The organism is Bradyrhizobium tunisiense (assembly GCF_042263385.1).
GTDB lineage: Bacteria > Pseudomonadota > Alphaproteobacteria > Rhizobiales > Xanthobacteraceae > Bradyrhizobium > Bradyrhizobium tunisiense.
The window spans coordinates 314,936-340,957 of sequence record NZ_JBHLEV010000002.1 but is presented as its reverse complement, the minus strand read 5'-3'; the positions used below and the strand labels follow the sequence as shown (position 1 = coordinate 340,957).

General features: G+C 64.6%; 30 protein-coding genes. 7 read left to right on the top strand and 23 right to left on the bottom strand.

Annotated elements, in window-relative coordinates; genetic code table 11:
• Nucleotides 1-96: 96 nt before the first annotated feature.
• Nucleotides 97-876, top strand: a complete 780-nt coding sequence (locus ACFDR6_RS08935) for a GntR family transcriptional regulator (RefSeq protein WP_375858072.1) — start codon at nt 97-99, stop codon at nt 874-876.
• A 76-nt stretch (nt 877-952) separates the two neighbouring features.
• Here ACFDR6_RS08935 and ACFDR6_RS08930 read toward each other — a convergent pair whose 3' ends face one another.
• On the bottom strand, nt 953-1,369 hold the full coding sequence (locus ACFDR6_RS08930) for a nuclear transport factor 2-like protein (RefSeq protein ID WP_212086966.1): 417 nt from the start codon (nt 1,367-1,369) through the stop codon (nt 953-955).
• Nucleotides 1,370-1,518: 149 nt separating this feature from the next.
• Between ACFDR6_RS08930 and ACFDR6_RS08925 the strand changes: the two genes are divergently transcribed.
• Entirely contained in the window at nt 1,519-2,760 is a 1,242-nt protein-coding gene (locus ACFDR6_RS08925; protein ID WP_375858071.1) for an amidohydrolase family protein, read from the top strand.
• A gap of 206 nt (nt 2,761-2,966) precedes the next feature.
• Nucleotides 2,967-3,287: a hypothetical protein gene (locus ACFDR6_RS08920; protein WP_375858070.1), complete on the top strand. Its 321-nt coding sequence runs from the start codon at nt 2,967-2,969 to the stop codon at nt 3,285-3,287.
• Between the two features lie 14 nt (nt 3,288-3,301).
• On the opposite strand, the gene ACFDR6_RS08915 is transcribed toward ACFDR6_RS08920, so the two are convergent.
• From ACFDR6_RS08915 to ACFDR6_RS08890, 6 genes are read right to left on the bottom strand one after another with little or no spacing between them, the layout of a single operon-like run.
• Nucleotides 3,302-4,219 (bottom strand): DUF1932 domain-containing protein, encoded by a 918-nt coding sequence (locus ACFDR6_RS08915; RefSeq protein ID WP_375858550.1) that lies wholly within the window; start codon nt 4,217-4,219, stop codon nt 3,302-3,304.
• Complete coding sequence (locus ACFDR6_RS08910; protein ID WP_375858069.1) at nt 4,216-5,085, bottom strand: substrate-binding domain-containing protein; 870 nt, start codon at nt 5,083-5,085, stop codon at nt 4,216-4,218. Before ACFDR6_RS08910 ends, ACFDR6_RS08915 begins: the two co-directional genes overlap by 4 nt.
• 21 nt (nt 5,086-5,106) lie before the next feature.
• Nucleotides 5,107-5,790, bottom strand: coding sequence for a 4-carboxy-4-hydroxy-2-oxoadipate aldolase/oxaloacetate decarboxylase (locus tag ACFDR6_RS08905; protein WP_375858068.1), 684 nt, complete (start codon nt 5,788-5,790; stop codon nt 5,107-5,109).
• Complete coding sequence (locus tag ACFDR6_RS08900; RefSeq protein WP_212086993.1) at nt 5,787-6,500, bottom strand: PIG-L deacetylase family protein; 714 nt, start codon at nt 6,498-6,500, stop codon at nt 5,787-5,789. Before ACFDR6_RS08900 ends, ACFDR6_RS08905 begins: the two co-directional genes overlap by 4 nt.
• Before the next feature lie 55 nt (nt 6,501-6,555).
• Nucleotides 6,556-7,440: an amidohydrolase family protein gene (locus ACFDR6_RS08895; RefSeq protein WP_375858549.1), complete on the bottom strand. Its 885-nt coding sequence runs from the start codon at nt 7,438-7,440 to the stop codon at nt 6,556-6,558.
• Between the two features lie 29 nt (nt 7,441-7,469).
• Nucleotides 7,470-8,180 (bottom strand): TetR/AcrR family transcriptional regulator, encoded by a 711-nt coding sequence (locus tag ACFDR6_RS08890; protein WP_212086997.1) that lies wholly within the window; start codon nt 8,178-8,180, stop codon nt 7,470-7,472.
• A 105-nt stretch (nt 8,181-8,285) separates the two neighbouring features.
• Between ACFDR6_RS08890 and ACFDR6_RS08885 the strand changes: the two genes are divergently transcribed.
• Complete coding sequence (locus tag ACFDR6_RS08885) at nt 8,286-9,266, top strand: tripartite tricarboxylate transporter substrate binding protein (protein ID WP_375858067.1); 981 nt, start codon at nt 8,286-8,288, stop codon at nt 9,264-9,266.
• A gap of 22 nt (nt 9,267-9,288) precedes the next feature.
• On the opposite strand, the gene ACFDR6_RS08880 is transcribed toward ACFDR6_RS08885, so the two are convergent.
• Entirely contained in the window at nt 9,289-10,434 is a 1,146-nt protein-coding gene (locus ACFDR6_RS08880; RefSeq protein ID WP_212087011.1) for a mechanosensitive ion channel family protein, read from the bottom strand.
• A 125-nt stretch (nt 10,435-10,559) separates the two neighbouring features.
• On the opposite strand from ACFDR6_RS08880, the gene ACFDR6_RS08875 reads away from it, so the two are divergent.
• Nucleotides 10,560-11,810 (top strand): DUF763 domain-containing protein, encoded by a 1,251-nt coding sequence (locus ACFDR6_RS08875; RefSeq protein WP_212087014.1) that lies wholly within the window; start codon nt 10,560-10,562, stop codon nt 11,808-11,810.
• Nucleotides 11,811-11,844: 34 nt separating this feature from the next.
• Here the strand turns inward: ACFDR6_RS08875 and ACFDR6_RS08870 are convergent, their stop codons facing one another.
• The 7 genes from ACFDR6_RS08870 to ACFDR6_RS08840 form a co-directional block, all read right to left on the bottom strand.
• Nucleotides 11,845-12,087 (bottom strand): hypothetical protein, encoded by a 243-nt coding sequence (locus ACFDR6_RS08870; RefSeq protein ID WP_212087023.1) that lies wholly within the window; start codon nt 12,085-12,087, stop codon nt 11,845-11,847.
• A 33-nt stretch (nt 12,088-12,120) separates the two neighbouring features.
• A complete protein-coding gene (locus ACFDR6_RS08865; RefSeq protein ID WP_212087026.1) occupies nt 12,121-12,384 on the bottom strand; it encodes a hypothetical protein in 264 nt (87 codons plus the stop codon).
• A 16-nt stretch (nt 12,385-12,400) separates the two neighbouring features.
• Nucleotides 12,401-12,601, bottom strand: coding sequence for a hypothetical protein (locus ACFDR6_RS08860; protein WP_212087029.1), 201 nt, complete (start codon nt 12,599-12,601; stop codon nt 12,401-12,403).
• 14 nt (nt 12,602-12,615) lie between these two features.
• Entirely contained in the window at nt 12,616-12,801 is a 186-nt protein-coding gene (locus tag ACFDR6_RS08855) for a hypothetical protein (protein ID WP_212087032.1), read from the bottom strand.
• Nucleotides 12,802-12,939: 138 nt separating this feature from the next.
• Nucleotides 12,940-14,211 (bottom strand): cytochrome P450, encoded by a 1,272-nt coding sequence (locus tag ACFDR6_RS08850; protein ID WP_212087035.1) that lies wholly within the window; start codon nt 14,209-14,211, stop codon nt 12,940-12,942.
• An 82-nt stretch (nt 14,212-14,293) separates the two neighbouring features.
• A complete protein-coding gene (locus ACFDR6_RS08845) occupies nt 14,294-14,617 on the bottom strand; it encodes a hypothetical protein (protein ID WP_212087038.1) in 324 nt (107 codons plus the stop codon).
• Between the two features lie 106 nt (nt 14,618-14,723).
• Nucleotides 14,724-15,497 carry a ferredoxin--NADP reductase gene (locus ACFDR6_RS08840; RefSeq protein ID WP_212087041.1) on the bottom strand — a complete coding sequence of 258 codons (774 nt, stop codon included), beginning with the start codon at nt 15,495-15,497 and terminating at the stop codon, nt 14,724-14,726.
• A gap of 158 nt (nt 15,498-15,655) precedes the next feature.
• On the opposite strand from ACFDR6_RS08840, the gene ACFDR6_RS08835 reads away from it, so the two are divergent.
• Nucleotides 15,656-16,852 carry an amidohydrolase family protein gene (locus tag ACFDR6_RS08835; RefSeq protein ID WP_212087046.1) on the top strand — a complete coding sequence of 399 codons (1,197 nt, stop codon included), beginning with the start codon at nt 15,656-15,658 and terminating at the stop codon, nt 16,850-16,852.
• Between the two features lie 123 nt (nt 16,853-16,975).
• On the top strand, nt 16,976-17,665 hold the full coding sequence (locus tag ACFDR6_RS08830; RefSeq protein WP_212087049.1) for a hypothetical protein: 690 nt from the start codon (nt 16,976-16,978) through the stop codon (nt 17,663-17,665).
• A 16-nt stretch (nt 17,666-17,681) separates the two neighbouring features.
• On the opposite strand, the gene ACFDR6_RS08825 is transcribed toward ACFDR6_RS08830, so the two are convergent.
• The 8 genes from ACFDR6_RS08825 to ACFDR6_RS08790 form a co-directional block, all read right to left on the bottom strand.
• Nucleotides 17,682-18,137 carry a MarR family winged helix-turn-helix transcriptional regulator gene (locus ACFDR6_RS08825; protein ID WP_212087052.1) on the bottom strand — a complete coding sequence of 152 codons (456 nt, stop codon included), beginning with the start codon at nt 18,135-18,137 and terminating at the stop codon, nt 17,682-17,684.
• A 25-nt stretch (nt 18,138-18,162) separates the two neighbouring features.
• On the bottom strand, nt 18,163-18,867 hold the full coding sequence (locus tag ACFDR6_RS08820) for an ABC transporter ATP-binding protein (RefSeq protein WP_212087055.1): 705 nt from the start codon (nt 18,865-18,867) through the stop codon (nt 18,163-18,165).
• Nucleotides 18,864-19,655 (bottom strand): ABC transporter ATP-binding protein, encoded by a 792-nt coding sequence (locus tag ACFDR6_RS08815; RefSeq protein WP_212087058.1) that lies wholly within the window; start codon nt 19,653-19,655, stop codon nt 18,864-18,866. Before ACFDR6_RS08815 ends, ACFDR6_RS08820 begins: the two co-directional genes overlap by 4 nt.
• Nucleotides 19,652-21,541: an ABC transporter permease gene (locus ACFDR6_RS08810; protein WP_212087061.1), complete on the bottom strand. Its 1,890-nt coding sequence runs from the start codon at nt 21,539-21,541 to the stop codon at nt 19,652-19,654. The genes ACFDR6_RS08815 and ACFDR6_RS08810 overlap by 4 nt, the downstream gene beginning before the upstream one ends.
• Nucleotides 21,542-21,691: 150 nt before the next feature.
• On the bottom strand, nt 21,692-22,894 hold the full coding sequence (locus ACFDR6_RS08805; protein ID WP_212087064.1) for an ABC transporter substrate-binding protein: 1,203 nt from the start codon (nt 22,892-22,894) through the stop codon (nt 21,692-21,694).
• Nucleotides 22,895-22,914: 20 nt separating this feature from the next.
• Nucleotides 22,915-23,499, bottom strand: coding sequence for an amino acid synthesis family protein (locus ACFDR6_RS08800; protein WP_084803796.1), 585 nt, complete (start codon nt 23,497-23,499; stop codon nt 22,915-22,917).
• A 27-nt stretch (nt 23,500-23,526) separates the two neighbouring features.
• Nucleotides 23,527-24,423 carry a UPF0280 family protein gene (locus ACFDR6_RS08795; protein WP_375858066.1) on the bottom strand — a complete coding sequence of 299 codons (897 nt, stop codon included), beginning with the start codon at nt 24,421-24,423 and terminating at the stop codon, nt 23,527-23,529.
• The gene (locus ACFDR6_RS08790; protein ID WP_375858065.1) at nt 24,420-25,877 is read right to left on the bottom strand and encodes a 6-hydroxynicotinate reductase; all 1,458 of its coding nucleotides are present in this window, start codon (nt 25,875-25,877) and stop codon (nt 24,420-24,422) included. The genes ACFDR6_RS08795 and ACFDR6_RS08790 overlap by 4 nt, the downstream gene beginning before the upstream one ends.
• Nucleotides 25,878-26,022: the final 145 nt, after the last annotated feature.

The window sequence follows — 26,022 nt, the reverse complement described above, 5'->3', positions numbered from 1 at the left end:
TTGGGCAATCCCACTGCTGAACTGCATGCAATTGGAGCGCCGAACTGGCGCGGGACTGTGCTAGGACGAGGTGTCGACCACTCCAGGGATTCGCCGATGGCGGCGCGCCGCACCAGCAAGACTTCTGAATCGTCGGACAAGGTCAGCGTGATCTGCCGTGCCTTGCGGCGCGCGATCATCGAGCAGGCTCTCGAGCCCGGCGCCAAGCTGCCGGAGGATGCGCTCGGCGACCGTTTCGGCGTCAGCCGTACCATCGCCCGCCACGCGCTTGGACAGCTCGCCGCAGAAGGCCTAGTCGAGCTCCGTCGCAACCGGATCGCGGTGGTGGCGACGCCAAGCTGGCAGGAGGCGCGCGATGCCTTCGATATCCGCATCCAGCTCGAAGGCCTCGTCGTCCGCCAGCTCGCCGGCAAGCTGACCAAGAGCCAGATCGCCGAGCTGAACGCCCATGTCGAGGCCGAGGACCGCGCGCGCGGCAGCACGGATGCGGTCTCGATCCGGCTCGCCACCGAATTCCACATCCTGCTTGCGCATATGACCAACAGTCCGATCCTGGTGCGCTATGTCAGCGAGGTCGCCTATCGCTGCTGCCTGACGCTGTCGCTCTACAGCCGGCCGCATTCCACCGAATGCGCCATCAACGAGCACCGCGCCATCATTGCCGCGCTCGCCAAGGGCGACGCCGTCAAGGTGATGGAATTGATGCACCATCACCTGGATTCCGTGGCCAATCGCGCATTGGTGGCCCCTGCCCCGCAGCGCGGCCGCGATCTGCTCGATATCCTCGCACCCTATGCCGACGAGCTGACGAGCGATCGCGTCGTCAAGCTGCCGAAGATGGTTCGCAGGCGCCAGAGCGCGATGAGATCGGGATGAACCGTTGTCGCGCCTTAGGTGGTTGTTCGAGCATGATCTTCTCGGAAATCCGCTGCGCGCATTTCCGTATCATGCTCTAGGCCTCGATCCCGCGCTGGACGAGTATCCGCTCGGCACTGTCGTTCCAGACGTCCATCTTCACGATCTGGCCGCCTCGCACGACGAAGCGATCGACATAGCGGTTGCCCTCGAACGGCGTGCCGTCCATCCACTCGCCGTAGAGCGTGCCGACGCTGTAGACGACGGTTTCGTCCGCCCCCGGGCAGACGTCGAACCGATCCATCTTCTTCTTGACCCAGCGATAGCGCTTCGCGTTGAAGCCGGTCGGCCCGCGCGGGTGATCGAACTCCCGTCCGCCGGTGAAGGTGATCACCGTGCCCGGCTTCATGTAGGCCGAAGCGGCGTCGGGATCGGGTATCATCGACGCCGTAAGATAGGCTTCGACGATCTCGGCGTCCGTCATCGGGCGTTCGGTTTTTGCGGGGGCGGACATGGTGGATCCTCCAGGGGTATCAGCATTCTACAATTCACACCCCAAACTGCATGCACATTTTTTGGACAGCTTGACGCCAAGAGTGCACACAATCTGGAGCTGCCTGCCCCCAGACCTTCCGCTAGGCTACCACAGCTGAATCCGATGCCATGACCACCCAGACCGCTTTCGACCTCATCTTCCGCAACGCGCTGCCGCGCTCATCCGCCGCACCCGTCGATATCGGCGTGAAAAGCGGTCGTATTGCCGCGATCGAGCCGAAGCTCGCCTGCGAGTGCGTCGAAGTCGACCTCGGCGGGCGTCTCGCCCTGCCGGGCTTTGTCGACACCCATATCCATCTCGACAAAGCCTGCCTGCTCGGCCGCTGCGGGCATGACCACGGCAGCGTCTCGGATGCCATCCGCGCCGTTGCCGGGATGAAGCGCGATTTCACGGTCGAAGACGTCTATGCCCGCGGCGCCCGGGTGCTCGAGCGTGCGATCGTGCACGGCACGACGCGCATGCGCACCCATGTCGAGGTCGATCCGCGCATCGCCTTGCGTGGCTTCGAGGCGGTCCGGGCGCTGAAGCGCGATTATGCCTGGGCAATCGAGCTGTCGCTCTGCGTCTTCCCGCAGGAAGGCCTGACCAACGACCCCGGCAGCGAAGACCTGCTGATCCAGGCGCTGCGCGACGGCGGCGAGGTGATCGGCGGCTGCCCCTATATGGACACCGATCCGAACGCGCATCTCGAACGCATCTTCGACCTCGCGCAGGAATTCGACGTCGACGTCGACCTCCATCTCGATTTCGACCTCGATCCTTCCTGGTGGCATCTCGACGAGGTCTGCCGCCAGACCGAGCGGCGCAATTATCAGGGACGCGTGGCGATCGGCCATGCGACAAAACTCTCGGCGTTGCCGCCGGAGCGGATGAAGGCCGCCACCACGCAACTTGCGAGAGCCGGAATCGCGGTGACCGTGCTGCCCGCGACCGATCTCTATCTGATGGGACGCGAAGCCACCCACAACGCGCCGCGCGGGCTGACACTCGCCCACAAGCTCGCGGGCGACGGCATCGTGTGCTCGGTCGCGACCAACAACGTGCTCAATCCGTTCACGCCCTTCGGAGATGCGTCGCTGCTGCGGATGGCGAACTTCTACGCCAATGTCGCGCACGCCTCGGTGAGCGATTTCGACACCTGCCTCGATCTCGTGACCGAACTGCCGGCGCGGTTGATGAACCTTGACGATTACGGCATCAAGCTCGGCAACCCCGCCGATCTCATCGTGCTCGATACGCAAGACAGCCGGTTCGCCGTCGCCGAGCTGCCTGACGTGATGATGGGCTTCAAGAACGGCCGACGGACCTTTGTGCGACAGCGGCCCGCTCTGTTCCGGCCCGGGAGCTGACGGCGTTTCCGGCGGAATCTCCAACGGTAAAATCGTCGGGGACCCGGGTGATCATCGGACCAATTCCTCCAGTTTTACTGTCGATTCCGGCCCCAAATCCGAGTCCGGTAGAATCCCGGACCGTAGCTGCGCGCATTGAACAAGATGCCGTCCGGATCATACTAAGGGCGCCCTGAACCATCTGGGTTCAGTCGGGAAGTATGTCTATGTTCAGCGCATTCAGCAGCATCGATTATCGCTCCATTCGGGCCAACACGCCTGCGGAAACGGCCGTCAAGCGGCTGAATGGAATCGGCGAGGTCCTGTCGGATCTCGATATTGCGGCGATCCACACGCAAGACGACATGACCCGCGCGCTCTTGACGCTCGATACCGCCGACAAGTGCATCCGCATGATCCTCACGGATTTCCGCACCGCGCCCGCCAAGGAGCAGGTGGTCCGCAAGGCCAAGAGCCTGGTCGACTTGATCGAGCTCGCCCGCGACGAAATCTCGAACTATCGCGACGCCGGCAAAGTCTTGAGCTGAACGCGCGTGCGGCGTCAGCGCCTGATCCGCGCCAGTATCCGGTCCGCCTCGATGCGCCAATCCACGCTGCAGGCGAACTCCTTGGTTCCCCTGACGCCAAACAGCCCTTCATCGGCGAGGTCGGCGACCCAGGCCTGACGCTCGGCGGTGCCCTGCGCGGACCAGGGCGTCAGCCCTGCCTCGCGCACGGTCTCGGCGACCTCACGCACTTCCTCGGCACGCCGGCGACCATGCTCGATCACGCGCTGAAAGCAATAGGCGCCCTGCTTCTTCCAATCGATGCCGGGGAACGTCTCCGCGAGCGAGGCCAGCATCGCATCCTCGACCCCATAGGCGCGCGCCGTCGTAAAGCTCTCGATGACCATGGCCTCGAGGCCCTTGATCATGATGCTGCGGCACATCTTCACCGCCGAGGACACACCGAGCTTGTCGCTCGCGACCTTCGCAGCAAAGCCGATCGCGTTCAGAAGCGGTTCGATCTCCCTCGCCCCGGGACCGCCGAGCAGCAACGGTACCTTGATGCGATAAGGCGGCACCGAGGTCATCGCCGCGCCCTCGACATACCGGCCGGCAGCGCCATCGATCGGCGCCGCCGCGCGCTGCTTGGCGCCGGGAGATGCCGAGTTGAAGTCGAGGAACCAGGTGCCCTGGTTGATCCCCGCCGCACAGGCCTTCGCCACCGGCACGGCCTGGCTGGCGGTGACGGCGGAGATGATAAAGTCGCATGTCGCGGCCAGCTCTGCATGAGAGGCTGCGAGCGTCACTCCGAATTGCGCAGCATGCTCTTCCAGCGCTACGCCCGTTTCGCGACCGAGCTTGATATCATAGGCAGCGACCTTGATGTCCTGCCGGCGGAGGTCCTCGGCCAGAATCCTGCCGACCTCGCCATATCCAACGAGCCCGATCTGCCATCGCTTCGGATCAGCCATCAGTTCAATCCCCGTGTCGTTTCGTCGAACAGGTCCTCGATCGCATAGCGGCGCGGAATCAGCGCCTGCTGGAACGCATAGTCGACGATCAGTTCCAACGGCTTCCTGTTCGCCTCCACGCCGAACGGGAGGAGATCCGGCGAGGCCGCAGGCCCCATCTGCTCCTTGTTGCGCTTCAGCAGATCATAGATGCCCGCGACCACGTCGGGGCGCGATTTCGCGAGTTGCTCAGTCACGACCACGAGATGGTTGACTGGGACCACGGCGCGCCGCGCGTACCATCTGGCGGCCTCCGCAGCCGGATCAGGGAATAGCGGCTTCACCTTCGGATCGTTCGAGACCTCGCCAAGCACAGCGTCGAGCTCGCCGTCGAGCAGCATCTGCAGGATCTTCTTGTCCTTCGGGGCACGCTCGGTGGTGTCGACATATTCGGCGACGTGCGGATCCTCGAAGGTGACCCAGCGGATCTTGTCGAGGTTCACGCCATGGTCGTTGGCGAGAATCCCCCTGATCCAGGCTCCGGTCGTGGTCGTGAACGAGCGGATGCCGACGCGCTTGCCTTCGAGATCGGACGGCCCGAGCCTTCCCCGCGCGGGATTGTATAGCCCATAGGCATGCTGGAAGCGGCCGAGCATGGTCGCCGGCAAAAGCACCAGCGGCTTTCCATGCGCCTTCGCCATCAGATAGGTGACGATCGCCATCTCGCAGACGTCGAAGGCCTGCTCCCGCACCATCGGCTTGAACGCCGTGTTGGTGGGCGTGTGCTCGACGAAGTCGAGATCGAAGAGCTCGGAGCGGAGCTCGCCGCTCTTCACCGCCTGGACGTGGGGGTGACTGCCGAGCACGGCCTTCAGCTTGACGCGATCCATCCGCCCGCTCCCGCCGTTGCCCTAGACGTCCTCGGGATTGTCGACATAGACGAGCCCGGCCTTGGCGAGCGCCTCGCGCATGTTGTACATGTCGAGACCCAGCTCGCCAGAGGCAAGCCGTCTGCGCTTGCCGTCTTCGTCGGCGTTGCGCTTCTTCGCCTTCTCGGCGACCTCGACGGCATAACGCTTCGGCACCACGACGACGCCATCGTCGTCGGCGACAACGATGTCACCGGGATCGACGTTGACGCCGGCGCAGACCACGGGAATGTTGACCGAGCCGAGCGTCGCCTTGACCGTGCCCTTGGCCGATACGGCGCGCGACCACACCGGAAACCTCATCTCGTGCAGTGCTTCGACGTCGCGGCAGCCGGCGTCGATGACCAGACCCTGCACGCCGCGCGCCTGCAGCGAGGTCGCCAGCAGTTCACCGAACATGCCGTCGGTATTGTCGGTGGTGCAGCCGACGACGAGGATGTCACCCTTCCTGCATTGCTCGACCGCGACATGGATCATCCAGTTGTCGCCGGGCTGCGCCAGCACGGTGACGGCAGGCCCCGCAATTGCCGCCCCCGGCCAGACCGGCCGCAAGTAAGGCTTCATCAGGCCGATGCGCCCATAGGCCTCATGCACCGTCGAGACGCCGTAGTCCGCCATGCCGGCGGGATCGGCTCGCTCAATGTTGCGGACGACGACAGGCTTCATGCCAGCTCCTCCGCAACGGTCGGAAACAGGCGTTGATAGGCCTCTCCATAGGTCATGGGCACGCCGGTGTTGCGGCTGCCCTGAATGCCGCGATTGAGCGCGACGCGCTCGTAATAACCCCAGAGATGTTTCTGCGCGGCCAGGATCTGGAATGCCTCGTACTTCTCCTTCCAGACCTCGTCGATCTTGAGAAGCAGATCGGGCTTGTAGTTGCACTGTTCCGGCTGATGCGGCTCGAACAAGAACACCGGCGGCGCCGAATATTTGTACTGCGCACCGGGCTTGTGGCCCATCGCCTGCGCGACCACGCGCGTTTCCTGCGCGAAATGCGCGGCGTTGGGATGGTCGAAATTATATGGGTCCTCCAACGCGTGCGTCAGAACGAAGCTCGGGTTGAGCTCGCGGTAAATGTCGACCATGCGGTCGAAATGCGCCTCGGTGAGCTTCAGCGGATAGTCGCCGCAGTCGAAGAACTCGATCTCTGCACCCAGAAGCCTCGCCGCCCGCTCCGCCTCGTCCTTGCGGCCGGCCTTGACCGATTCCAGCGTCGCGCCTTTTTCCTTCCAGGCGAATTGGCTTTCGCCGCGCTCGCCGAAGGACATGCAGACGATCTTCATGCGGTAGCCCTTCTTCGCATGGAGCGCGATGGCGCCGCCGGCGCGCCAGACGAAATCGCCGGGATGGGCGGTGATCACCAGACCTGTTTTCATGGGACACTCCTTTCGTTCGCATGCATCCCGCGCAGCTCGTCGATCGTTAGCGACCTCATTGGCCGAACCCGAACAGACGCGCGGGATTGTCGACCAGGATCTTCCGCTGCAACTCCGGCTCCGGCGCGAACAGCGGAATGAGGTCGACGAGGTCGCCGTCGTTCGGCATCACCTTGACGTTGGGATGCGGCCAGTCCGTGCCCCAGACGACGCGGTCGGCCGCGGTCTCGACGATCCTGCGGGCGAACGGCACCGCGTCGGTGAACGGCGGACCGCTCGACGACACCCGCTCCGAGCCGCAGATCTTGACCCAGCATTTCTCGTCACGCCGCATCAGCTCGATCAGGATCCTGAACGGAAGCTGGTCGAGCCCGTCGGACGCCTTCACCCGTCCCATATGGTCGATGGTGTAGCTCAGCGGCAGCTTCGCCAGCATGTCGGCATAGTCCGGCAGGTCGACCGCGTCGAAATGCAAATCGATGTGCCAGCCGAGCGGCGCGACCATGGCGATGACGCGATCGAACACGCCCTTGTCAGGCACCCCGCCGAGATGGCGGACGAAATTGAATCGGCAGCCGCGAAAGCCGCCTTCGTGCAAAGTGCGAAGCCCGCGCTCGGTGATGGTGTCGTCGATATTGGCGACGGCGCGGTAGGCACCATTGCTCTGCGCGATGGCATCGAGCGCCACCGTGTTGTCCGTGCCGTGCACGCTGGCATTGACGATGACCGCGCGCTCGACACCGAGCTTGGCATGCAGCCCGCGAAAGGCCTCGAGCGGAGCATCCGGCGGCGTGTAGGAGCGATCCGGCGCATAAGGATATTTCGCGCCTGGCCCGAAGATATGGCAGTGCGCATCGCAGGACAGTTCCGGCAGCTTGAACGCCGGCGTGCGCGTGTTCGGATCTGGCGGCGGGATGGTCGGCGTGTACATCATCGTCATCAGGTGAACCGCCGAAGCGAGACGTTCATTCAAGTCTTGCCGCTGACGGCCGGCCGCCGGCGCGCCGGCGCGGCATGATCGAGCGGCGGCGCCTGGAACGCGGCAACCGTGGCCTGCACCAGTTGCTCGATGGCACCCGCGGGATCGCCGCCATCGGCCTCACCGCGCGACAGGCGCGTCACGCGCTCCGGCGTCACCAGCGAATAATAGAGCGCGCCGAGCAGGAAGTGACTGCGCCAGACGATGTCGGTGCGGGGGATATGCGGCAGGCTCGCGTGGATCGCATCGATGAAGGCGTGGCTGGTGTCGTCAAAGGTCTGCGCGATGATTTTACGCGCGACGTCGTTACCCTCGGCTGACATCACGGCGCGCAATCGCGTGAAGCGCGCCCCGCCGCCGGCAAGATCGCTGCCCGAGGTGAAGGCTGGCACGACATAGGCGCGCACGATCGCCTCCAGCCGGTCCTGGAGATCGCGCACGCGGCTTGCGGCGGCGAGCAGTTCCGAACGGCGCAGGTTCATCGGCCCGCAATGGCGCCGGTAGATCTCCAGCAGCAGGCCATCCTTGGTCTTGAAATGATAGGTCACGCTGCCGGGATTCGCCCCGGCGGCTTGCGCGATGTCGCGCACCGAGACGGCATTGAAGCCGTTGGTGGCGAACAGCTCCTCGGCGGCGGCGAGGATCGCCTCGCGCATGTTCGGCTTGCGGGCCGTTTCCTTGCTGACGGGGTTGCGTGCCATAAGATTTGTACTATCGTACAAAAGATCAGGTCTCGTCAACAAGAACCGAGGGCCATGGCCGGAGACCGCCGGCACGCGCACGAATGCCCTTTTGGAGTGCTGGGAATGCTGGGTTTGAACAAGAAGATCGGCGCTCTGTTGCTGGGTGCCGGTCTGCTGCTGGCGGGCAGTGCCGCGCAGGCCGCGGACAATTATCCGAGCAAGCCGGTCCACATCCTGGTCCCCTACGCAGCTGGCGGCGCGGTCGACGTGCTCGCGCGCACGCTGGGCCAGGCACTGGCCAAGACCTGGGGACAGCAACCGGTGGTCGACAACCGTCCCGGCGCCGGAGGCATCGTCGCCTCGCAGGCGCTGACTCAGGCCGCGCCCGACGGTTACACCTTGATCCTGGTCGCGAGCGGCCATCCGCTCAACCAGTTCATCTATCCGAGCGTGCCCTACGACACGTTCAAGGATTTCACGGCGATCACAGAGGTAGCCTCCTCGCCGCTCGCGATCGTCGTGGCCAAGGACAGCCCCTACAAGACGCTCGGCGATCTCCTGGCGGCCGCGAAGAAGGAGCCGGACAAGCTCTCCTACGGCATGTCCGGCAACGGCACCTCGGCGCATCTGGCGGGCGAGCTGTTGAAACACATGTCCGGCACCAAGATCGTCGCGATCCCCTACAAGGGCGGCGCGCCCGCGCTGACAGCCGTGATCGCAGGCGAGATCCCGCTCAGCATCAATCCGCTCGCAGAAGCGATCGGCCAGCTTGAAAACGGCCCGGTGCGCGCGCTTGCCGTGACTTCGGCCGAGCGATCCAAGGCGCTGCCGGATGTACCGACCATCGCCGAGTCGGGTGTACCCGGCTACGACGTTTCGGTGTGGTGGGGCGTGCTGGGGCCGGCAAAGATGCCGCCGCAGATCGTGGCGAAGCTCGAGACCGATCTCAAGGTGGCACTTCGGGATCCGAACGTGCTGTCGACGCTCGGCAAGATCGGCGCAACCCCGGCCGGCTCCTCGGCCAAGGAGTTTGACGCCTATCTGCACGCCGAGGCGACCAAGTGGGAGCCGGTGCTCAAGGCCGCCAACATCCGCGCCCAGTGAGCTCTTCAGATGCAAGCGGCGGTCAGTTATGCGCACTCGCCCGCATCTTCTCGGGCGGCGCGGGGCCCTGCATGAAATCGGTATCATCGCCACCGCCCGACGGGATCAGGATCGCCCGCTCGCGCGGCAGCGCCTCCGGCATCTCGTCACGAATGAAGGCCACCAGCCTTTCCCGGATCTCGCAGCGCAGGTCCCAGGATTGCGGCGCGTTCCTCGCGCTGACCAGCGCGCGAAGCTCAATGGTGCGCGCATCCGCATCGATCACCTGAAGATTGACCACGGCGCCATCCCAGAGCTTGGAGTCCTTCACCGCTTCCTCCAGCCAGCGCCTGATGCGCGACACGTCGGCGCGGTAATCGACATGGAGCGCGATGACGCCGATCAGAGATGCGGTGTCGCGGGTCCAATTCTGGAACGGCTTCTCGATGAAGTAGGACAACGGCACCACCATGCGGCGCCAGTCCCACAGCCGGATCACGACATAGGTCGCGGCGATGTCCTCGATCCAGCCCCATTCGTTCTCGATGATCACCGCGTCCTCGATGCGGATCGGCTGGGTGATGGCGATCTGCAGGCCCGCGATCAGGTTGCTGAGCAGCGGCCGTGCGGCAAGACCGACGATGATACCGGCCGCACCGGCGGAGGCGAACAGGCTGACGCCGTACTGCCGGACCGAGTCGAACGTCATCAATGCGGTCGATACCGTGATGATGACGATGATGGTGTCGGTGACGCGCTTGAACACGCGGACCTGCGTGACGTGCTTGCGGGCGACGAAATTCTCGGTGACGTCACGAAAATTCTGCAGATAGCGCGCCGCACTCATGTCGACGATCCGGATCGAGATCCAGCCGATCAGGGCAATGACGGCGACGACGAACAGCCGCATGAGTGGCGTGCGGATCGTGTCGTCGAGCGGCGCGAGCGGCAGCACCAATGCGACCGCGCCAAGACACAGCGCCAGCTGAGCCGGGCCCGTCGTACGCTCGATGAACACGCTTAAAAGCGGGAGACGAGTTCCGAAGGCGCGATTGAGGAGCCAGGCCGCAAGCCGATGCAGGGCAAGGGCCAGCAGGATCGCGCCGAGCACCAGGCTGAGGCCGACAAACCACGACGGTATCCAGCCGAACATCGTGTCGATGTCCGCCATGAGGGCCTGCCAATTCATTGCTGTCCCCGTTTGCATTCGCGTAGCCGGCTCAACGCCTCCCGGCCGGCTTCGGTCCCCCGCCCTGTGCAACGCAGCATTCCACAAGTGCAACCGTTGCCGAATTGGGCTAGTTTGCGACGCTCATGACTCGACGAAGCGGCAGCGCCGATCTTCCCTTGCACACCGGACGGGTTCCGCCGTGGCTGGCGAACCGTATGGCCTCGCTCGGGTCGATCGTCACGCAGGCGATTGTGCAGCATTATGGCCGCGATGCGTTCCTCCAGCGGCTATCTCATCCGTTCTGGTTCCAGTCATTCGGCGCCGTCATGGGAATGGACTGGCACTCCTCCGGCATCACGACCTCCGTGATCGGCGCGCTGAAGCGCGGGCTCGGGCCGCTTCAGGACGAGCTCGGGATCTATGTCTGCGGCGGACGCGGCCAGCATTCGCGCAAGACACCGGACGAATTGATGCAGCTCGGCGACCGCGTTGGATTCGACGGCGCAAAGCTGACTCGCGCAAGCCGCCTGGTGGCGAAGGTCGACAGCGCGGCCGTGCAAGACGGCTTCGACCTCTATCTCCACGGCTTCTTCGTCACCGCCGACGGCAAATGGACGGTGGTGCAGCAGGGCATGAATGGCGACAAGCGGCAGGCGCGACGCTATCACTGGCATTCCGTGGCGCTGAAGAGCTTCGTCGATACGCCGCATAGCGCGATTGACGGGCCGCAACAGGGTGAGATCGTCAATCTCACCGACCATCGCGCCGAAATCTCGCGGAGCGCGCAGCTCGATCTGCTGGGGGATCTCGGCCCCGATCGCATCGTGTGCGAATTCGAACGACTCTTGGGGACCGGGCCCGAGCCGGCACAGGCGATGCTGCCGCACCTGATCATGCCCGCGCATCACGATGTCAGGCCCAAGGACGTGTTCGCGCGCCGCCTGCACGGCACCCTCGCCGCCGCAGCCGAGCGCGGCCCGGTCGATTTTCCCGAACTGCTGCTGACGCCGGGCGTCGGCGCGCGCACCGTCCGCTCACTGGCAATGGTCGCGGAGGTCGTGCACGGCGCGCCCTACCGTTTCGAGGATCCAGCACGTTTCTCGCTCGCCCATGGCGGCAAGGACCGGCATCCCTATCCCGTCCCGATCAAGGTCTATGACGAGACCATCCGCGTGCTGAAGGGTGCGGTCCGGAACGCGAAGCTCGGACGCGACGAGGAAATGCAGGCGATCAAGCGCCTCGACGACCAGGCGCGGCGGCTGGAACGCACAGCGAGCGGACCACCGATCGAGGCCTACATCGCCAACGAGCGTGCGGCTTCGCCGGATCTCGATGGCCGCTCCGTGTTCGGTTGGGAGCGCGACCTAAAGCCGACAAAAAAGCGGACCGGCTGAACGCCGGTCCGCAAGTTCAGCGGGAGGAACGTTCTCAGGTCTCGTCGGTCTCCGGCTTCTCGTCGAGCCGGTTGGCTGCGTGATCCTGATACTGTTCGGTCTGGATGGATTTGCCGTCCATGCCGCGAATGTCCGAATGCTGCTTCTTGTCGCGGTTGGACAGCACCATGTTGTCGCCGATCTTGTCCTTGGGAATATCGGCCATGGCGCCGGTGCCGTCGCCCTTGCCGTGCATTCCCGATCTGAAGTGCGTCTTGCTGCCGTGCCCACTTGGCATCGGTTTCTCCTCTTGTAGTGATCTCACGACGACTTAATGCTTCTGTTGCGCCGGTGTCGGTTTCGGCGGCTTGTGGCCACTCTGGCCAGCGTGATTGTGCTTGTTGTGGTCGCTCTCCTGGTTGAGACCGCCGCGGCTCACCGGAAATTCGCTCTGCCGAGCTTCAGGTTGCGTACGACGGATGCCCGCATCCGGGGGACTGCGACCGGCGGCCCGATCGAGCTCCTGCCCGTCGGGGGTGTCGGGCTTGCGCTCGAGAATGCGCACCTGCTGTTCGTGGGTTTTCCTGCCTTGCATCCGGATCTCCCAATCCTCACCTGCCTCCGCCCTTTCCCGTCTCGTCGTGGGCGTGATGCGAGTCGCGCTCGCCTCCGCCACCCGAGACGCGGCTGTGATTGCGCTGCGAATTATCCGCCGGCGGCTTCTTCACCTGCAGCGGCGCCTTCGCGTTCTCATGTGATGCGCCAGGTCCGCCCTGGCGAATGCTGTTTGGTGTCTTGGTGGATGTCGACATGGGATGTCGCCTCCTCAGCGGTCTTGCTGGTAGCCCTGATTGGTCGTGTTTTGCTTGATGTTGCCCTGCTGCCCCTGCTGGTCCGGATTTTCCGCACGCTGCTGGCCGCGCGGGCCCTGATCAGGCGACATTTGTTTGCCGTCGCCAGTTCCCTTCCGGCTCTGATTGTCCGGCGGAACATTCGGCATTCTGCTGGTCATGATCCAACCTCCGTGAGATCTGGAAACCTCGGGCACGGAGCCTCTTCGGTGACGTGCGCGCGGTCCTGGAGGACAACAGCAAGCGCTGCGCACCGTTCCTGGCAGCCCACGATCAGCGACGATTTGCCAAAGGCAAGCTCAATTCGCGCGCGCAAGGGAACGATCGACTGTCGTTTCCCCAGACGCCGCGGCATGCGTTCCATGACCCTCCGGCGTGACGGGAAGCTTTGCGATGGCACGAAGGCCCGGCCGCCTGCGCCAGTGGACCTGCGCAGGATCGACGGCGAGACCAAGTCTCGGCCATCGCGCGAACAGCGCCTCCAGCGCGCAGGCCGCCTCGATACGCGCGAGCTGATGGCCGAGACAAAAGTGGATTCCCGTTCCGAAGGAGAGATGACGGTTCGGCTTGCGTTCGAGATCGAGCCTCTCCGGACGGTCATGCATCGCCGGATCCATGTTGGCCGCGGCGAGCATCACCATGACGCGATCGCCCTTCTTCAGGCGAACGCCTTCGATATCGACATCCCGCCGCACGTAGCGCGGCTTGGAGAACTGCACCGGGGAGACGAAGCGCAGGAACTCCTCCACGGCGAGCCCGACGCGGCTCCAGTCCTGTTCCAGCCAATGGCGCAGGCCGGGATTTCTGAGGAGCTCATAGGCGGAACCGCTGATGAGATGCGTGGTCGTCTCGGAGCCGGCCGCAAGCAGCAGAAACACCATGGAGACCATCTCATCCGGCGTGATCCGGCCGCCCTCACGCTCGACCTGGATCAGCTCGGCAATCAGGCCTTCGCCGCCCTGTGCCCGCGCGATCTGCAATTGCTGTGCGAGATAGGCGCGCATCTTGCGGAACGCGAACAGCAGGCGGAAGAAGCTGACGACATTGGTCAGCGAGGACATCGCGTTGGCCCAGGCAATGAATCTGGGACGATCGGCCAAGGGCAGACCCAGGAGCTCGGAGATCACCGCGAGCGGCAGGATGCGCGCGTAGCGCTGGACGAGATCGGCAGGATCGTCATGCGCGAACAGCTCGCCCGCGAGGCCATCGGCGATGGCACGGATGCGGGGCTCCATCGCGACGATCGCGCGACGACGAAAGGCCTCATCCACGATGCTGCGCAGCCTCGTGTGATCCGGCTCGTCCATCGTCAGCATGTTGTTGGCGATGGTCCTGACGTATCCCGGCATCCACCAGCGCAGACCGGCGACGTCGCCGTCCTCCTTGCGCAGCGTGAAGGTCGCGCTGTCCTTCAGAACCTGCGCGGTAGCGTCATGGGTCGTGGTCACCCAGACGTCACCGACGAGAGGAAATCGTGTCGCGACCACGGGGCCGGACATGCGCAGCGTTGCGATCGCCTTGGGCGGATCGCGAAAGAAGGCCTCGCTGGTGAAATCGAGGCGCACTGTCATGGCATCACCGCACTGATTGCTGGCGTCTCACCCAGATGGGGGGCGGCACCGCCGGTGCAAGGGCGCTGGAAGCGAGACGCGTCTATCCGCGCCCGGGCGAACGCTGGCCCGTCTTGCGTTGCAGTTGCGTATAGGCGTCCCAATGGCTCCAGCTGCCATTGCTGAGACTCTGGAGATCGGTTGCGAGCGGACGGCGCGTGCGCTTGTCGTGATCGGCAATGGTACGCTCGGACTGCGCGATCTTGCGCTTGAGTTCCGCGACCGCCTTCTGGGTCTGGCCGTTCCGCTTCGACGAGGCGATCTCACCCATCGTGAATCGCGCGGTCTCCAGCGCCTTCAACTCGGCGCGGTTCTTCTTCAACTGGACCCGGTGCCAGGCGATGTTGCTGTCGCTGTCCGCAACCATGTGGGAACTCCGCTGATTCGTTCCCACAGTGTATCAAGCGCCGAATCGGCGCCGCAACGGGCGCCACGCGGCGAAAATGCGGTCTTATTGCGCAGGAAGATCGACGTTATCGCTCGGCAAAGGCCTTTTCGACCACGAATTGGGCGGGCTCCCCATGATTTCCCTCGACAAAGCCGCGCTCGCCCAGGAGCGCGCGGGTGTCCGCCACCAGCGCCGGGCTGCCGCAGATCATGACGCGGTCGTGGGCGGATTCCAGGGCCGGCAAGCCAATGTCGCTGAACAGCTTGCCCGATGTGATGAGGTCCGTGATGCGGCCGCGGTTGTGGAAGGGATCGCGCGTCACGGTCGGGTAGTAGATCAGTTGGTTCCGGATGTACTCGCCGATCAGCTCGTCCTTCGGCAGCGTCTCGTTGATCATCTCGCCGTAGGCGAGCTCCTTGACGTGCCGGCAGCCGTGCAGAAGCACCACCTTCTCGAACCGCTCATAGGTCTCGGGGTCCTTGATCACGCTCAGGAAGGGCGCAAGGCCGGTGCCGGTGCCGATGAGGTAAAGGTTGCGCCCCTCCTCCAGATTGTCGATCACCAACGTGCCGGTGGCCTTGCGGCTGACGATGATCTCGTCGCCTTCCTTCAGGTGCTGGAGGCGCGAGGTCAGCGGTCCATCAGGGACCTTGATCGAGAAGAATTCCAGCGTGTCCTCGTAATTGGCGCTGGCGACGCTATAGGCCCGCAGCAGCGGCTTCTCGCCGACCTTGAGCCCGATCATGGTGAATTCGCCGTTGCGGAAGCGGAAGGTCGGGCTGCGGGTCGTCTTGAAAGAGAACAGCGTGTCGGTCCAGTGGTGGACGCTCAAAACGCTTTCCTGATTGAAATTGCTCATCTCACCTTCCCTGTCGCGTCAATGCGGTCTTCGAGGCGGTCCAGCTATGCGTCGTTTGTACACGATCATTCGTGTACTAATGAATAATCCTGCTTGCTCCCGGGGTCAAGGCTGCCCAAGATCGAAAGCGTTGCAGTTAGGAATAAGGAGCCCCTTCCATGGCGCATGACGCACCCCAGGCCACCGGACCCTCGAAGCTCGTGATCCGGAATATCGGCCTGATCCTGTCCGGCGCCCTGGAAAAGCCCATCCTGGACGGCGACACCATCGTCGCCGAGAACGGCAAGATCACCGCGATCGGCCGCTTCAAGGATCTCAACACGGAAGGTGCGACCACCATCGTGGAGGCCAACGGCACCACGGTGGCACCAGGCCTCATCGACAGCCATGTTCACCCTGTTGCCGGTGACTGGACGCCCCGCCAGAACCAGATCGGCTGGATCGACAGCAATCTGCATGGCGGCGTAACCACCATGATTTCGGCCGGCGAAGTCCACATGCCCGGCCGTCCGCGCGACGTCGTCGGCTTGAAGGCCATGGCGATCTTCGCCCAGCGCGCATTCTGGAATCTGCGCCCCGGTGGCGTGAAGGTTCATGCCGGCGCGCCCGTGATCGAATGCGAGATGGTCGAGGAGGATTTCAAGGATCTGGCGGCGGCTGGCGTCAAGCTGCTCGGCGAAGTCGGCCTCGGCGGCGTCAAGGACGGTCCGACCGCGCGCAAGATGGTCGGCTGGGCCCGCAAATACGGCATCCAGAGCACGATCCACACCGGCGGCCCCTCGATCCCCGGCTCCGGCCTGATCGACAAGGACGTGGTGCTGGAGGCAGACACCGACGTGGTCGGCCACATCAATGGCGGCCACACGGCGCTCCCGGACGACCAGATCCGCTGCATCTGCGAGGGCTGCAAGCGCGGCCTCGAACTCGTGCACAATGGCAATGAACGCTCGGCGCTGTTCACGCTGCGCACCGCACGCGAGATGGGCGACCTGCACCGCGTCATCCTCGGCACCGACGCGCCCGCCGGCTCCGGCGTGCAGCCGCTCGGCATCTTGCGCATGGTCTCGATGCTGTCCTCGCTCGGCGATCTGCCGGCCGAGCTCGCCTTTTGCCTTGCCACCGGCAACACCGCGCGGATGCGCGAGCTCGACTGCGGCCTGATCGAGGTCGGCCGCTCCGCCGACTTCGTCATCATGGACAAGGCGCAGCACTCGCCAGGCAAGAACATTCTGGAGAGCGTCCAGCTCGGCGACCTCCCCGGCATCGGCATGACCATCATCGACGGCATCGTCCGCACCCAGCGTAGCCGCAACACGCCGCCGGCCGGCAAGGTGCCGGAGGTGGTGGCGAAGTGAGGCAGTCGGAGCGGCGCGCCGCTCCGACTGGCCGCTCGAACGCGTTGAACTGGTCTCCCGCCTGCTGCGTCTAATGCGGACAGCCCGACGAGGGCCGCGCATTGCTGGAGCGTCGAGGGGACCATGAAGAGTTCGTCGCGGATTGCCGCCGGCGTCGTAGGTGCGGTGGCGGGCTATGTCGCGATCTTTGTGCTGTTTTCCCTGCTCGATCTGGGCAACCGGGCCGACCCCATCACATCGGGCCTTTTGGCGCTGTTCGTCTACTCTCCCATCGGCGCGATCGGCGGCGCGGTGCTCGCCAGTTGGCTGGTGTCGCGTCCAGGCGAGAACGCAAGCAATGCAAGCGTCGCGCGCGACAGCCTGAAGTCGCTCGGCGTCGTCACCCTGCTCTGCGTCGGAGCCGCCGCCGCTTACCTCGCCTACGCCTACGCAACCGCGACGCCGTGGCTCAACCCGAACGCGGCCAATCCCCTGCTCGTGTTTGAGATACGCCTTCCGCCCGGTGCGGCGATGCCGACCTCACCGCAAAGCATCGCCATCGAGTTGCAGACCGACATCAACACCATGCCTGCCGAGCTCAGCCCGGCCGGCTTTCGCCGTGATGGCGACCAAGCCGTCGTCACGGGTGAAGTCGAGCTCGCCTTTCGAACCTCGCACCGGCAGCTCGCTGTCAACATCCAGGGCCAGCCGAGCCGGATCTATCGGATCGATTTGACGGCCCGGGCGCCGCATACGCCGGAATTCGGAACGTGGCATTCCCTGCCCGACCGCAGCGAGATCCGATACCGGGCCAAATGGCCGGGAAAAGACTAAGTTCCGATCGTCTTCGCTACCGCAGCTTGTTCAACAGCGCCATCAGCGTCTCGCGCTCTTTTGCGTCGAGCGGCGCCAGCGTCTCGCGCGTGATCGCCAGCGCGTTCGGCGCCAGCTTCTCCGCAAGCTGCTGACCCGCACGCGTCAGGCTCACCAGCAGGCGCCGACCATCCTCGGGATCCTGGCTGGTCTCGGTGAGGCCGCGCGCCGTCAGGCGGTCGATCACCCCCTTGATGGTCGCGACGTCCATCGCGGTGAGACGGCCGAGCTGGTTCTGCGAGCACGGCCCGGTCTCGGCGAGCTTCGACAGTGCCGCCCATTGTGTCGGCGTCAGGTTGGTCCCGATGTCGCGGGAGAAAATCGAGCTGTGGCGCTGCCAGACCTGGCGCAGGATGAAGCCGACCTGCTCGTCGAGCACGTAAGGCGGTTTTGCCGGTTTGATGCTTTTCTTCGCCGTGACGCTTCTCGCCATCCGTTCGTGGCCCCTTCCCATTGCCTCACAACGACAGATGCGCGTCGCGGATATCCGGACGCGCGTCGAGCTCGGCCATGGTGCCGCCGAAACAGATGCGGCCGCGCTCGACGATGTAGGCGCGATCCGAGATCAGCCGCGCGAAGTGCAGATTCTGCTCGGAGACGACGATGCTGACGCCTTCTTTCTTCATGGTCAGGATGGCATCGACCATCTGCTCGACGATCTTCGGCGACAGGCCTTCCGACGGCTCGTCCAGCAGCACCAGGGACGGATTGCCCATCAGCGTGCGGGCAATGGTGAGCATCTGCTGCTCGCCACCGCTCATGCGGCCGCCCGGACGGCCCCGCATCTCGCCCAGGTTTGGAAACAGCGCGAACAGCTTTTCACGGGTCCAGTGCGGCGCGTTCGGACGCTTCGGCTGGCGGCCGACTTCGAGGTTTTCCTCGACCGTCAGGTCGGTGAAGATGCGCCGCTCCTCCGGCACGTAGCCGAGCCCGTCGCGCACGATCTCATGCGTCGGGCGCAGCGAGATGTCCTTTCCCTCGAACAGGATGCGGCCGGTTCGCTGCGCAACGAGACCGACGATGGAGCGGAACGTCGTCGACTTGCCGGCGCCGTTGCGCCCGAGCAGCGCCACCACCTCGCCCTCGCCGACCTCGAAGCCGATGTCGAACAGGATATGCGCCGGGCCGTAATGACTGTTGAGGCCCTCGACAGTCAGCTTCATGTCGAGGCTCCCTCGCGGTGGCGGGCATCATAGACGAGGCCTTCGCCGAGATAGACCGCCTGCACCTGCGGATTGCCGCGCACCTCGGCCGGCGTGCCTTCGGCGATCAGCATGCCGCGGTTGAGCACGATGATACGGTCGGCGTGCTCGAACACCACGTCCATGTCGTGCTCGGTAAAGAGCACCCCGATCGACTTCTCGCGGGCGATCTGCGCGGTGAGCCGCATCAGGTCGACCCGTTCGCGCGGCGCCATGCCCGCGGTCGGCTCGTCCATCAGGAGCAGCTTCGGCTGGTTGGCGAGCGCCACCGCAAGCTCGAGTCGCTTGAGGTCGCCATAGGCGAGCTCACCGCAGGGACGATCCGCATAGCCGCCCATGCCGACGAGCTCGAGCAGCCGGCCGGCCTCGCCACGGTCGAACTTCGGCGCCGAGCCGAACAGGTTGAACAACTGCTTGCTGTGAGAGATCAGGGCGACCTGGACGTTCTCGCGCACGGTCATGGTGGCAAAGGTCGCGGTGATCTGAAAGGTGCGCCCGACGCCGAGCCGCCAGACCTCCCGCGGCTTCCTGGCCGTGATGTCCTCGCCCAGCAGCCGGACATGGCCGGAATCCGGCTTGTTCTGGCCGTTGAGCATGTCGAAGCAGGTGCTCTTGCCCGCGCCGTTCGGCCCGATCAAGGCCAGGATCTCACCGGCACGCAATGAGAACGAGACGCCGCGAACGGCATGGATACCGCCATAGGATTTGGTCAGGCCTTCGACGGCGAGAAGTGGAGGTGCAACGCTCATTCGGCAGACTCGATCGGCTTGGCGAGCAAGGGAGATCCGGGCGGCGATGCCTTCTTCCGGCGTTGCGCCAGCATCTCCAGCATGCCGACGATACCCTTGGGGAAGACGACGACGATCAGCATGATGAAGCCGCCGAGCACAAGCTTCGACAGATCGGTCTGGCTGACCAGCCAGATGTTCAAAGCCTTGTAGACGATGGCGCCGATCACCGCGCCCGACACCGTCTCGACGCCGCCGAGCAGCACCATCACCAGCGCATCGACCGACAGCGAGATACCGAGATTGTCGGGGAAGACACTGCCCTTGAGGTAGGCGAACAGCGCGCCGCCGATACCGGCGGTCGTGCCGGCGATCACGAAGGCGGTCCACTGGATACGCTTGGCGTTGATGCCGATCGCTTCAGTGCGCAGGAGCGAGTCGCGGGTGGCACGAAGCGCATAGCCGAAGGGCGAGAACACCATTGCCCGCAGCGCGACGGTTACCAGCGCGGCGACGCCGAGCGCCAGCCAGTAAAAGTTCGACGGGCTCGCCGCCCATTTTTCCGGCCAGACGCCAAGAATGCCGTTGTCGCCGCCGGTGACACTCACCCACTGGAACGCGATCGACCAGACGATCTGTGCAAAGGCCAGCGTCAGCATCGCAAAATACACGCCGGAGAGCTGCACGGCGAAGAAACCGAACACGGCCGCGCCCATGCAGCCGAGCAGCGGGCCCAGCAACAGGCAGACGATCATCGGCAGCCCCGCCATCTTGGCCAGGAAAGCGACGCCATAGGCACCGAGGCCGAAATAAGCGGCGTGGCCGAAGGACGCGAGCCCGCCGACCGACATCAGGAAGTGCAGGCTGACGGCGAAGATCACGAAGATCGCGATTTCCGAGCCGACGGTCAGCAGATAATTACCGGCGAACAGCGGCAGCGTCGCCGCGATGACGAGTGCCGCGAGCGCGGCGAGCCGCTCGTTCGACGTCAGCGGCCGCCATGGATTGACGGTGAGACCCGGTGTCTTGCGCGCGGGCGCCTCCGGTTTGCCGAACAGGCCCCAGGGCCGCACGATCAGCACCACGGCCATCACCAGGAACACCAGGATGATGGAGATCTTCGGGAAGATCAGGATGCCGAAGGCATTGAGCTCGGAGACCAGCACGGCCGCGACGAAGGCGCCGACGATGCTGCCGAGGCCGCCGATCACCACGACGACGAAGACCTCGACGATGATGCGGAGGTCCATGGCGTGATGCACGGCATCGCGCGGAATCTGGAGCGCCCCGCCGAGCGCGGCCAGGAAGACGCCGACGGCGAACACCGACGTGAACAGCCATTTCTGATTGACGCCGAGTGCCGCAACCATGTCGCGGTCCTGCGTCGCCGCGCGTACCAAGACGCCCCAGCGCGTACGCTGGAACAGCAGCCAGAGAATGCCGAGCACGACCGGTCCGAGCACGATCAGGAACAGGTCGTAGCTCGGAATGTTCTGGCCAAAGAAATCGATGGCGCCTCTGAAGCCCGGCGCGCGCCGGCCGACGAGATCGTCAGGCCCCCAGACCAGCACGACGAGGTCCTCGACCATCAAGGTCAGGCCGAAGGTTGCGAGCAGCTGGAACAGCTCCGGCGCATGATAGATGCGCCGGAGCAGCACCATCTCGACGAGCACGCCGATCAGCGCCACCGCAATCGCGGCCAGCACGATGCTGCCCCAGAAGCCGAACGCCCCCGAAAACCGCTCCGTCAGCGTGAAGGCGACGTAGGCGCCGATCATGTAGAAGGCGCCATGCGCGAAATTCACGATCCGCGTCACGCCGAAGATGATCGACAGGCCCGAGGCCACCAGAAACAACGACGCTGCGCTGGCGAGACCGGTCAGAAACTGTACGACATAAAAGGCCATCGGCGGTCCGGGTTGGTTGGATCTCAGTGCTGGGCTTCATCCTTCGAGACGGCGCTCCGCGCCTCCTCAGGATGAGGTCCGGGACCCTCATGGTGAGGAGCGCGGCGACGCCGCGCGTCTCGAACCATGGAGGCCCCGGTCTCTCTTGCTTCAATCCTTCGGCCGCAGCTTCTCGACCTCGGCATCACCGGGCAGATAATCCGCGCCCTTCTTGTAGGACGAGTCCACCATCACGCCCTTGCCGTCCTTCAGCGCGGTCTTGCCGACGAAGGCACCGAGCGTCGACTGGTGGTCGATCTTGCGGAAGGTGATCTCGCCGAACGGCGACGGCATGGAGATGCCCTCCGCCGCGGCGATCAGCTTCTCCGGATCGGTCGAGCCAGCCTTCGCCAGGATCGCGGCGGCCGCCTTGATGGTCTGGTAGCCGACGATCGAGCCGAGGCGCGGATAGTCGTTGTACTTGGCCTGGTAGGCCTTCAGGAACGCGTCATGTTCGGGCGTCTTGATCGAGTACCAGGGATAGCCGGTGACGATCCAGCCCTCGGGCGTCTCGTCCTTGAGCGGATCGAGATATTCGGGCTCGCCGGTGAGGAAGGACACGACCTCGCGTCCCTTGAACAGGCCGCGAGTGTTGCCTTCGCGCACGAGCTTGACGAGGTCGGCGCCGAAGGTGACGTTGAGGATCGCTTCCGGATTGGCGGCGGCGACGGCCTGCACCACGGGACCGGCGTCGATCTTTCCCTGCGGCGGCCATTGCTCGTCGACCCACTGGATATCGGGACGCTTCTCCGACATCAGCTTCTTGAACACCGCGACCGCGGACTGGCCGTATTCATAGTTCGGCGCGATCGTCGCCCAGCGTTTGGCAGGCAGCTTGCTCGCCGCTTCCACCAGCATCGCCGCCTGCATGTAGTTGGAGGGGCGCAGGCGGAAGGTGTACTTGTTGCCCTTCGACCAGGTGATGGCGTCGGTCAGCGGCTCGGCCGCGAGGAAGAAGACCTTCTTCTGGTTGGCGAAGTCGCTGACCGCAAGGCCGATATTCGACAGGAACGTGCCGGCGAGCATCGCAACGCCCTCGCTCGAGACGAGCTCGTTGGCCGCGGTCTGCGCATCCGCCGGCTTGCCGCCGTCGTCCTTGGAGACGACGACGAGCTTCTTGCCGTTGATGCCACCGGCCGCGTTGACCTCCTCGACCGCAAGCTGCCATCCCTTCCGGTAGGGCTCGGTGAAGGCCGGCAACAGCGAATAGCTGTTGATCTCGCCGATCTTGATATCCTGCGCCATGGCCGAATGAGCCATGCCACCCGCCAACAGCGCAAACGCCGCGCCGACGAAATAGTTCTTTGCTCGCATCCCAACCTCCACCGTTAAAATTATCTTAGACCGTCTTCGCCTTTGATCTCCGCAACCGTCAACCCGCCGACGCGCGGCAGCGGACGACCGCTATCGGTGACGGCGACCGCGACCATGATCTCGTTGGCGCGCGGCGCGTCGTTGATCTGAACCTCCATGCCGTCGAAATGACTGCGCACGAAGGCTGCGTCCTTGTGACCAAGGGGAATGTCGAGCGTGGTGCCGGGCCCGCTGCGCTTCTTCGATGACGGGATCAGCGCGGCACCCTTGCTCAGAACTTTGCGCACCGGCGCGCCCATCTTCGGGTGAAGGATCGCAGCCGCATGCTCCAATTCGCCGTTCTCGCCGACGGCCGCGGCCTTGCCATAGCTCTGCGCCTTCGCGCCATCGATGCCGAGCGCAGCCACCGCGCGCTTCGACAGCAGCTCGCCCAGCTCCTCGCCGATCGCGATCAACGGCGAGAGGTCTTCGACGTACTTTCCGGCAAATGGGTTTTCGATCACGGCGATTGCCGCGGCACGCCGCGTCGGCGGCGAGACCTGCCGGCCCATCTCCATCTGCGTCTCTTCGACGACGGTGACGATCTTGCGGATGATCGCGCTCATGGTTGCGTCCTTAAGGGTCTTCCTTGCTCAGGCATGAAGTGCGTTCTCCAGCTTACGCGGGCGCGCTTCCTGCCGCTCAAAATCTTTCGGTCCGACGACAAGCATATCACCACATAGTTGCAATACGGCACCCTCGATCAAGCCGCGATCGAACAGTTGGCGTGCACGTTCCGCGCCAGATTCGAGCGCGTCGGCGATTTCATGGTGAGACAGCTCGCCCACGTCGCGGGTGACGAGGCGTGGGCCGAGGTCACTGTCGGGCTGAAGCTCGCTGGCCGGCTGCCGGATGATGCCAGGATGCCCCGGCAGATCCACGGCATTGGCGATGACCGTCGCCGCCGCATCGGCTTGCGATGCCGTTGCGGCCAGCACGGTCACCGCGTCGGCAATCCCAAGCGAAAAGCTGCGGCCATGGCGTCCGCTGGTCGCGATGCCCCGCACCGGATCATCGGCATCGATCCTCATCGTCCGCATCACGCCGTCGCGGTCGGGCCGATCCATCAGGCCGACCGAAAACCTCTCACCTTCGCCAAGATGAAGGGCGATATCGCCGCCATTGTTGACATAGGCCTGATCGAGGCTCGCAGCGCCCAGCATTGCGCCGAGGATTTCCTCCGCCACGCTGCCGGCAACGGCGGCCATCGGCGTAATGAATCCATCAGCAGCAAAGGGCGCGACCGCGGCATGCATCCGGCGCGCCACCACGCCCCTCAGCGAAGTCCGCTCCTCGGCAACGGCGCGCAGCTCCGGCAGCTCCGCGCATAGCTCGTCGAGTAGCCCCGTGAACCGCTGCGCCGCAGCCTGGTAGGCAATGTGCACCGCGTCCGCGCGGCCCCTCGCCTCAATGACCAGATCGATCGGACCATCCTGCAAATGCAGCCGCCGGCCATCAGACAGCAATGCGATTTGCGGGAGCCTGGTCATGCCCGAGGTCCCGGAATCGGGTTCTGCCAGGGCAATTGCCTGATATCATCACCGCCCTGCACCTCGGACAACGGCTTTACATAATCCATGTGCCCGCCGAGCGCGGCATAGTCCGACAGCTTCATCGTGAACTCGATCGGCGCGACCAGGGCCGGGGTCGGCACATAGCCGAACGCCCCCGCCGGCATCTGCGTCACGTCGACCATGTAGGTGATGCCGCCACCCGGCCAGACATAGACAGGTGCACCGCCGCTGGTGACGCGCGTCAACGCGTCCTTCACCGAGCGCGTCAGCCGCACCGGATTGTCGGTGACGCCAGCGCGCAGCGAGCCGCCCGCGCCGGCCATGAACAGCACCGTGCACAGCGCCGGTTCGCAATTCTCCTGGATACGCTCGACCGAGAATTTCAGATCGGCAGGCATCTCGGTCTCGACCGGCTTCAGGGCCTCGTCGAGCACGTAATAGGACGAATGTTCGCCGGTGGTGGAAACCATCAGCATGGTCAGACCGGCCTTTGCCTCCTTGGCATCGAACGGCCCGAGGATCGCCAGCGGATCGGAAATGTTGGTGCCGCCCCAGCCCGTGCCGGGATCGGCGACCTGGAAATAGCGGCCCGGCGTCGAGCGTCGCCCCTTCATCTTGATTCCGGTGTCGGCGATGTCGAGCAGCTTGCCGGCCTGATGCTCCGAGAGGACGCCGGTGATGTGGTCGTCGACCACGACGACTTCGTCGACCTTGCCGTGCCATTGCTTGGCGAACATGCCGATTGTCGCCGAGCCGCAGCCGACGCGCATGCGCTCTTCTTTCACGCCGTTGACGATTGGCGGCTGGCCGGCTTGCACCACGACGCTCGCGCCGCCGTCGATGGTCAGCTCGACCGCCTTGCAATTGGCGAGATCCATCAGGGTGTCACAGGTGACGCGGCCCTCCTTCTTGGAGCCGCCAGTCAGATGATGCACGCCGCCGAGCGAGAGCATCTGTGAGCCGTATTCGCTGGTGGTGACGTGACCGACCGCCTCGCCCTGCGCGCGCACCGTCGCGGTTTCGGGGCCGAGATAACGGTCGGTGTCGATCTTCACCTTGATGCCGCAATAGGAGAAGATGCCCTCGGTGACGACAGTCACCATGTCGACGCCCTCGACCTCCGCGGAGACGATGAAGGGCGCCGGCTTGTAATCGGGATAGGTCGTGCCCGCGCCGATCGCGGTCACGAAGGTCGAGGGTTCGTGGACGATCTTGCCGTCCCAATCTTCGGTACGGCTGAACGGGACCAGCTTGCCGCCATGTGAAACCGTGCGCTCCAGGATCACATGGGGATCGACGCGAACGAGCTTGCCCTCGTGGTTGGCATAGCGGTCGCAGGCCCCCGCCGCGCCCGGCTTGATGTAGCACATCACCGGACAAGCATCGCAGCGGATCTTGTCGATGGCGGCGCTCGTCGTTTCAGTCACCATGTCGGAGCCAGCGGCACTGCGGTTATCATTCGTATACGAACGATGGTGCGCGCGCTCCGGATGGCTGTCAAGCGGCGGTGCGGCGCAAAAGATGAGGCTGCCGTATAAAACCTCATTTGCCTATCGGCTCTGTCCACAAAGGAGG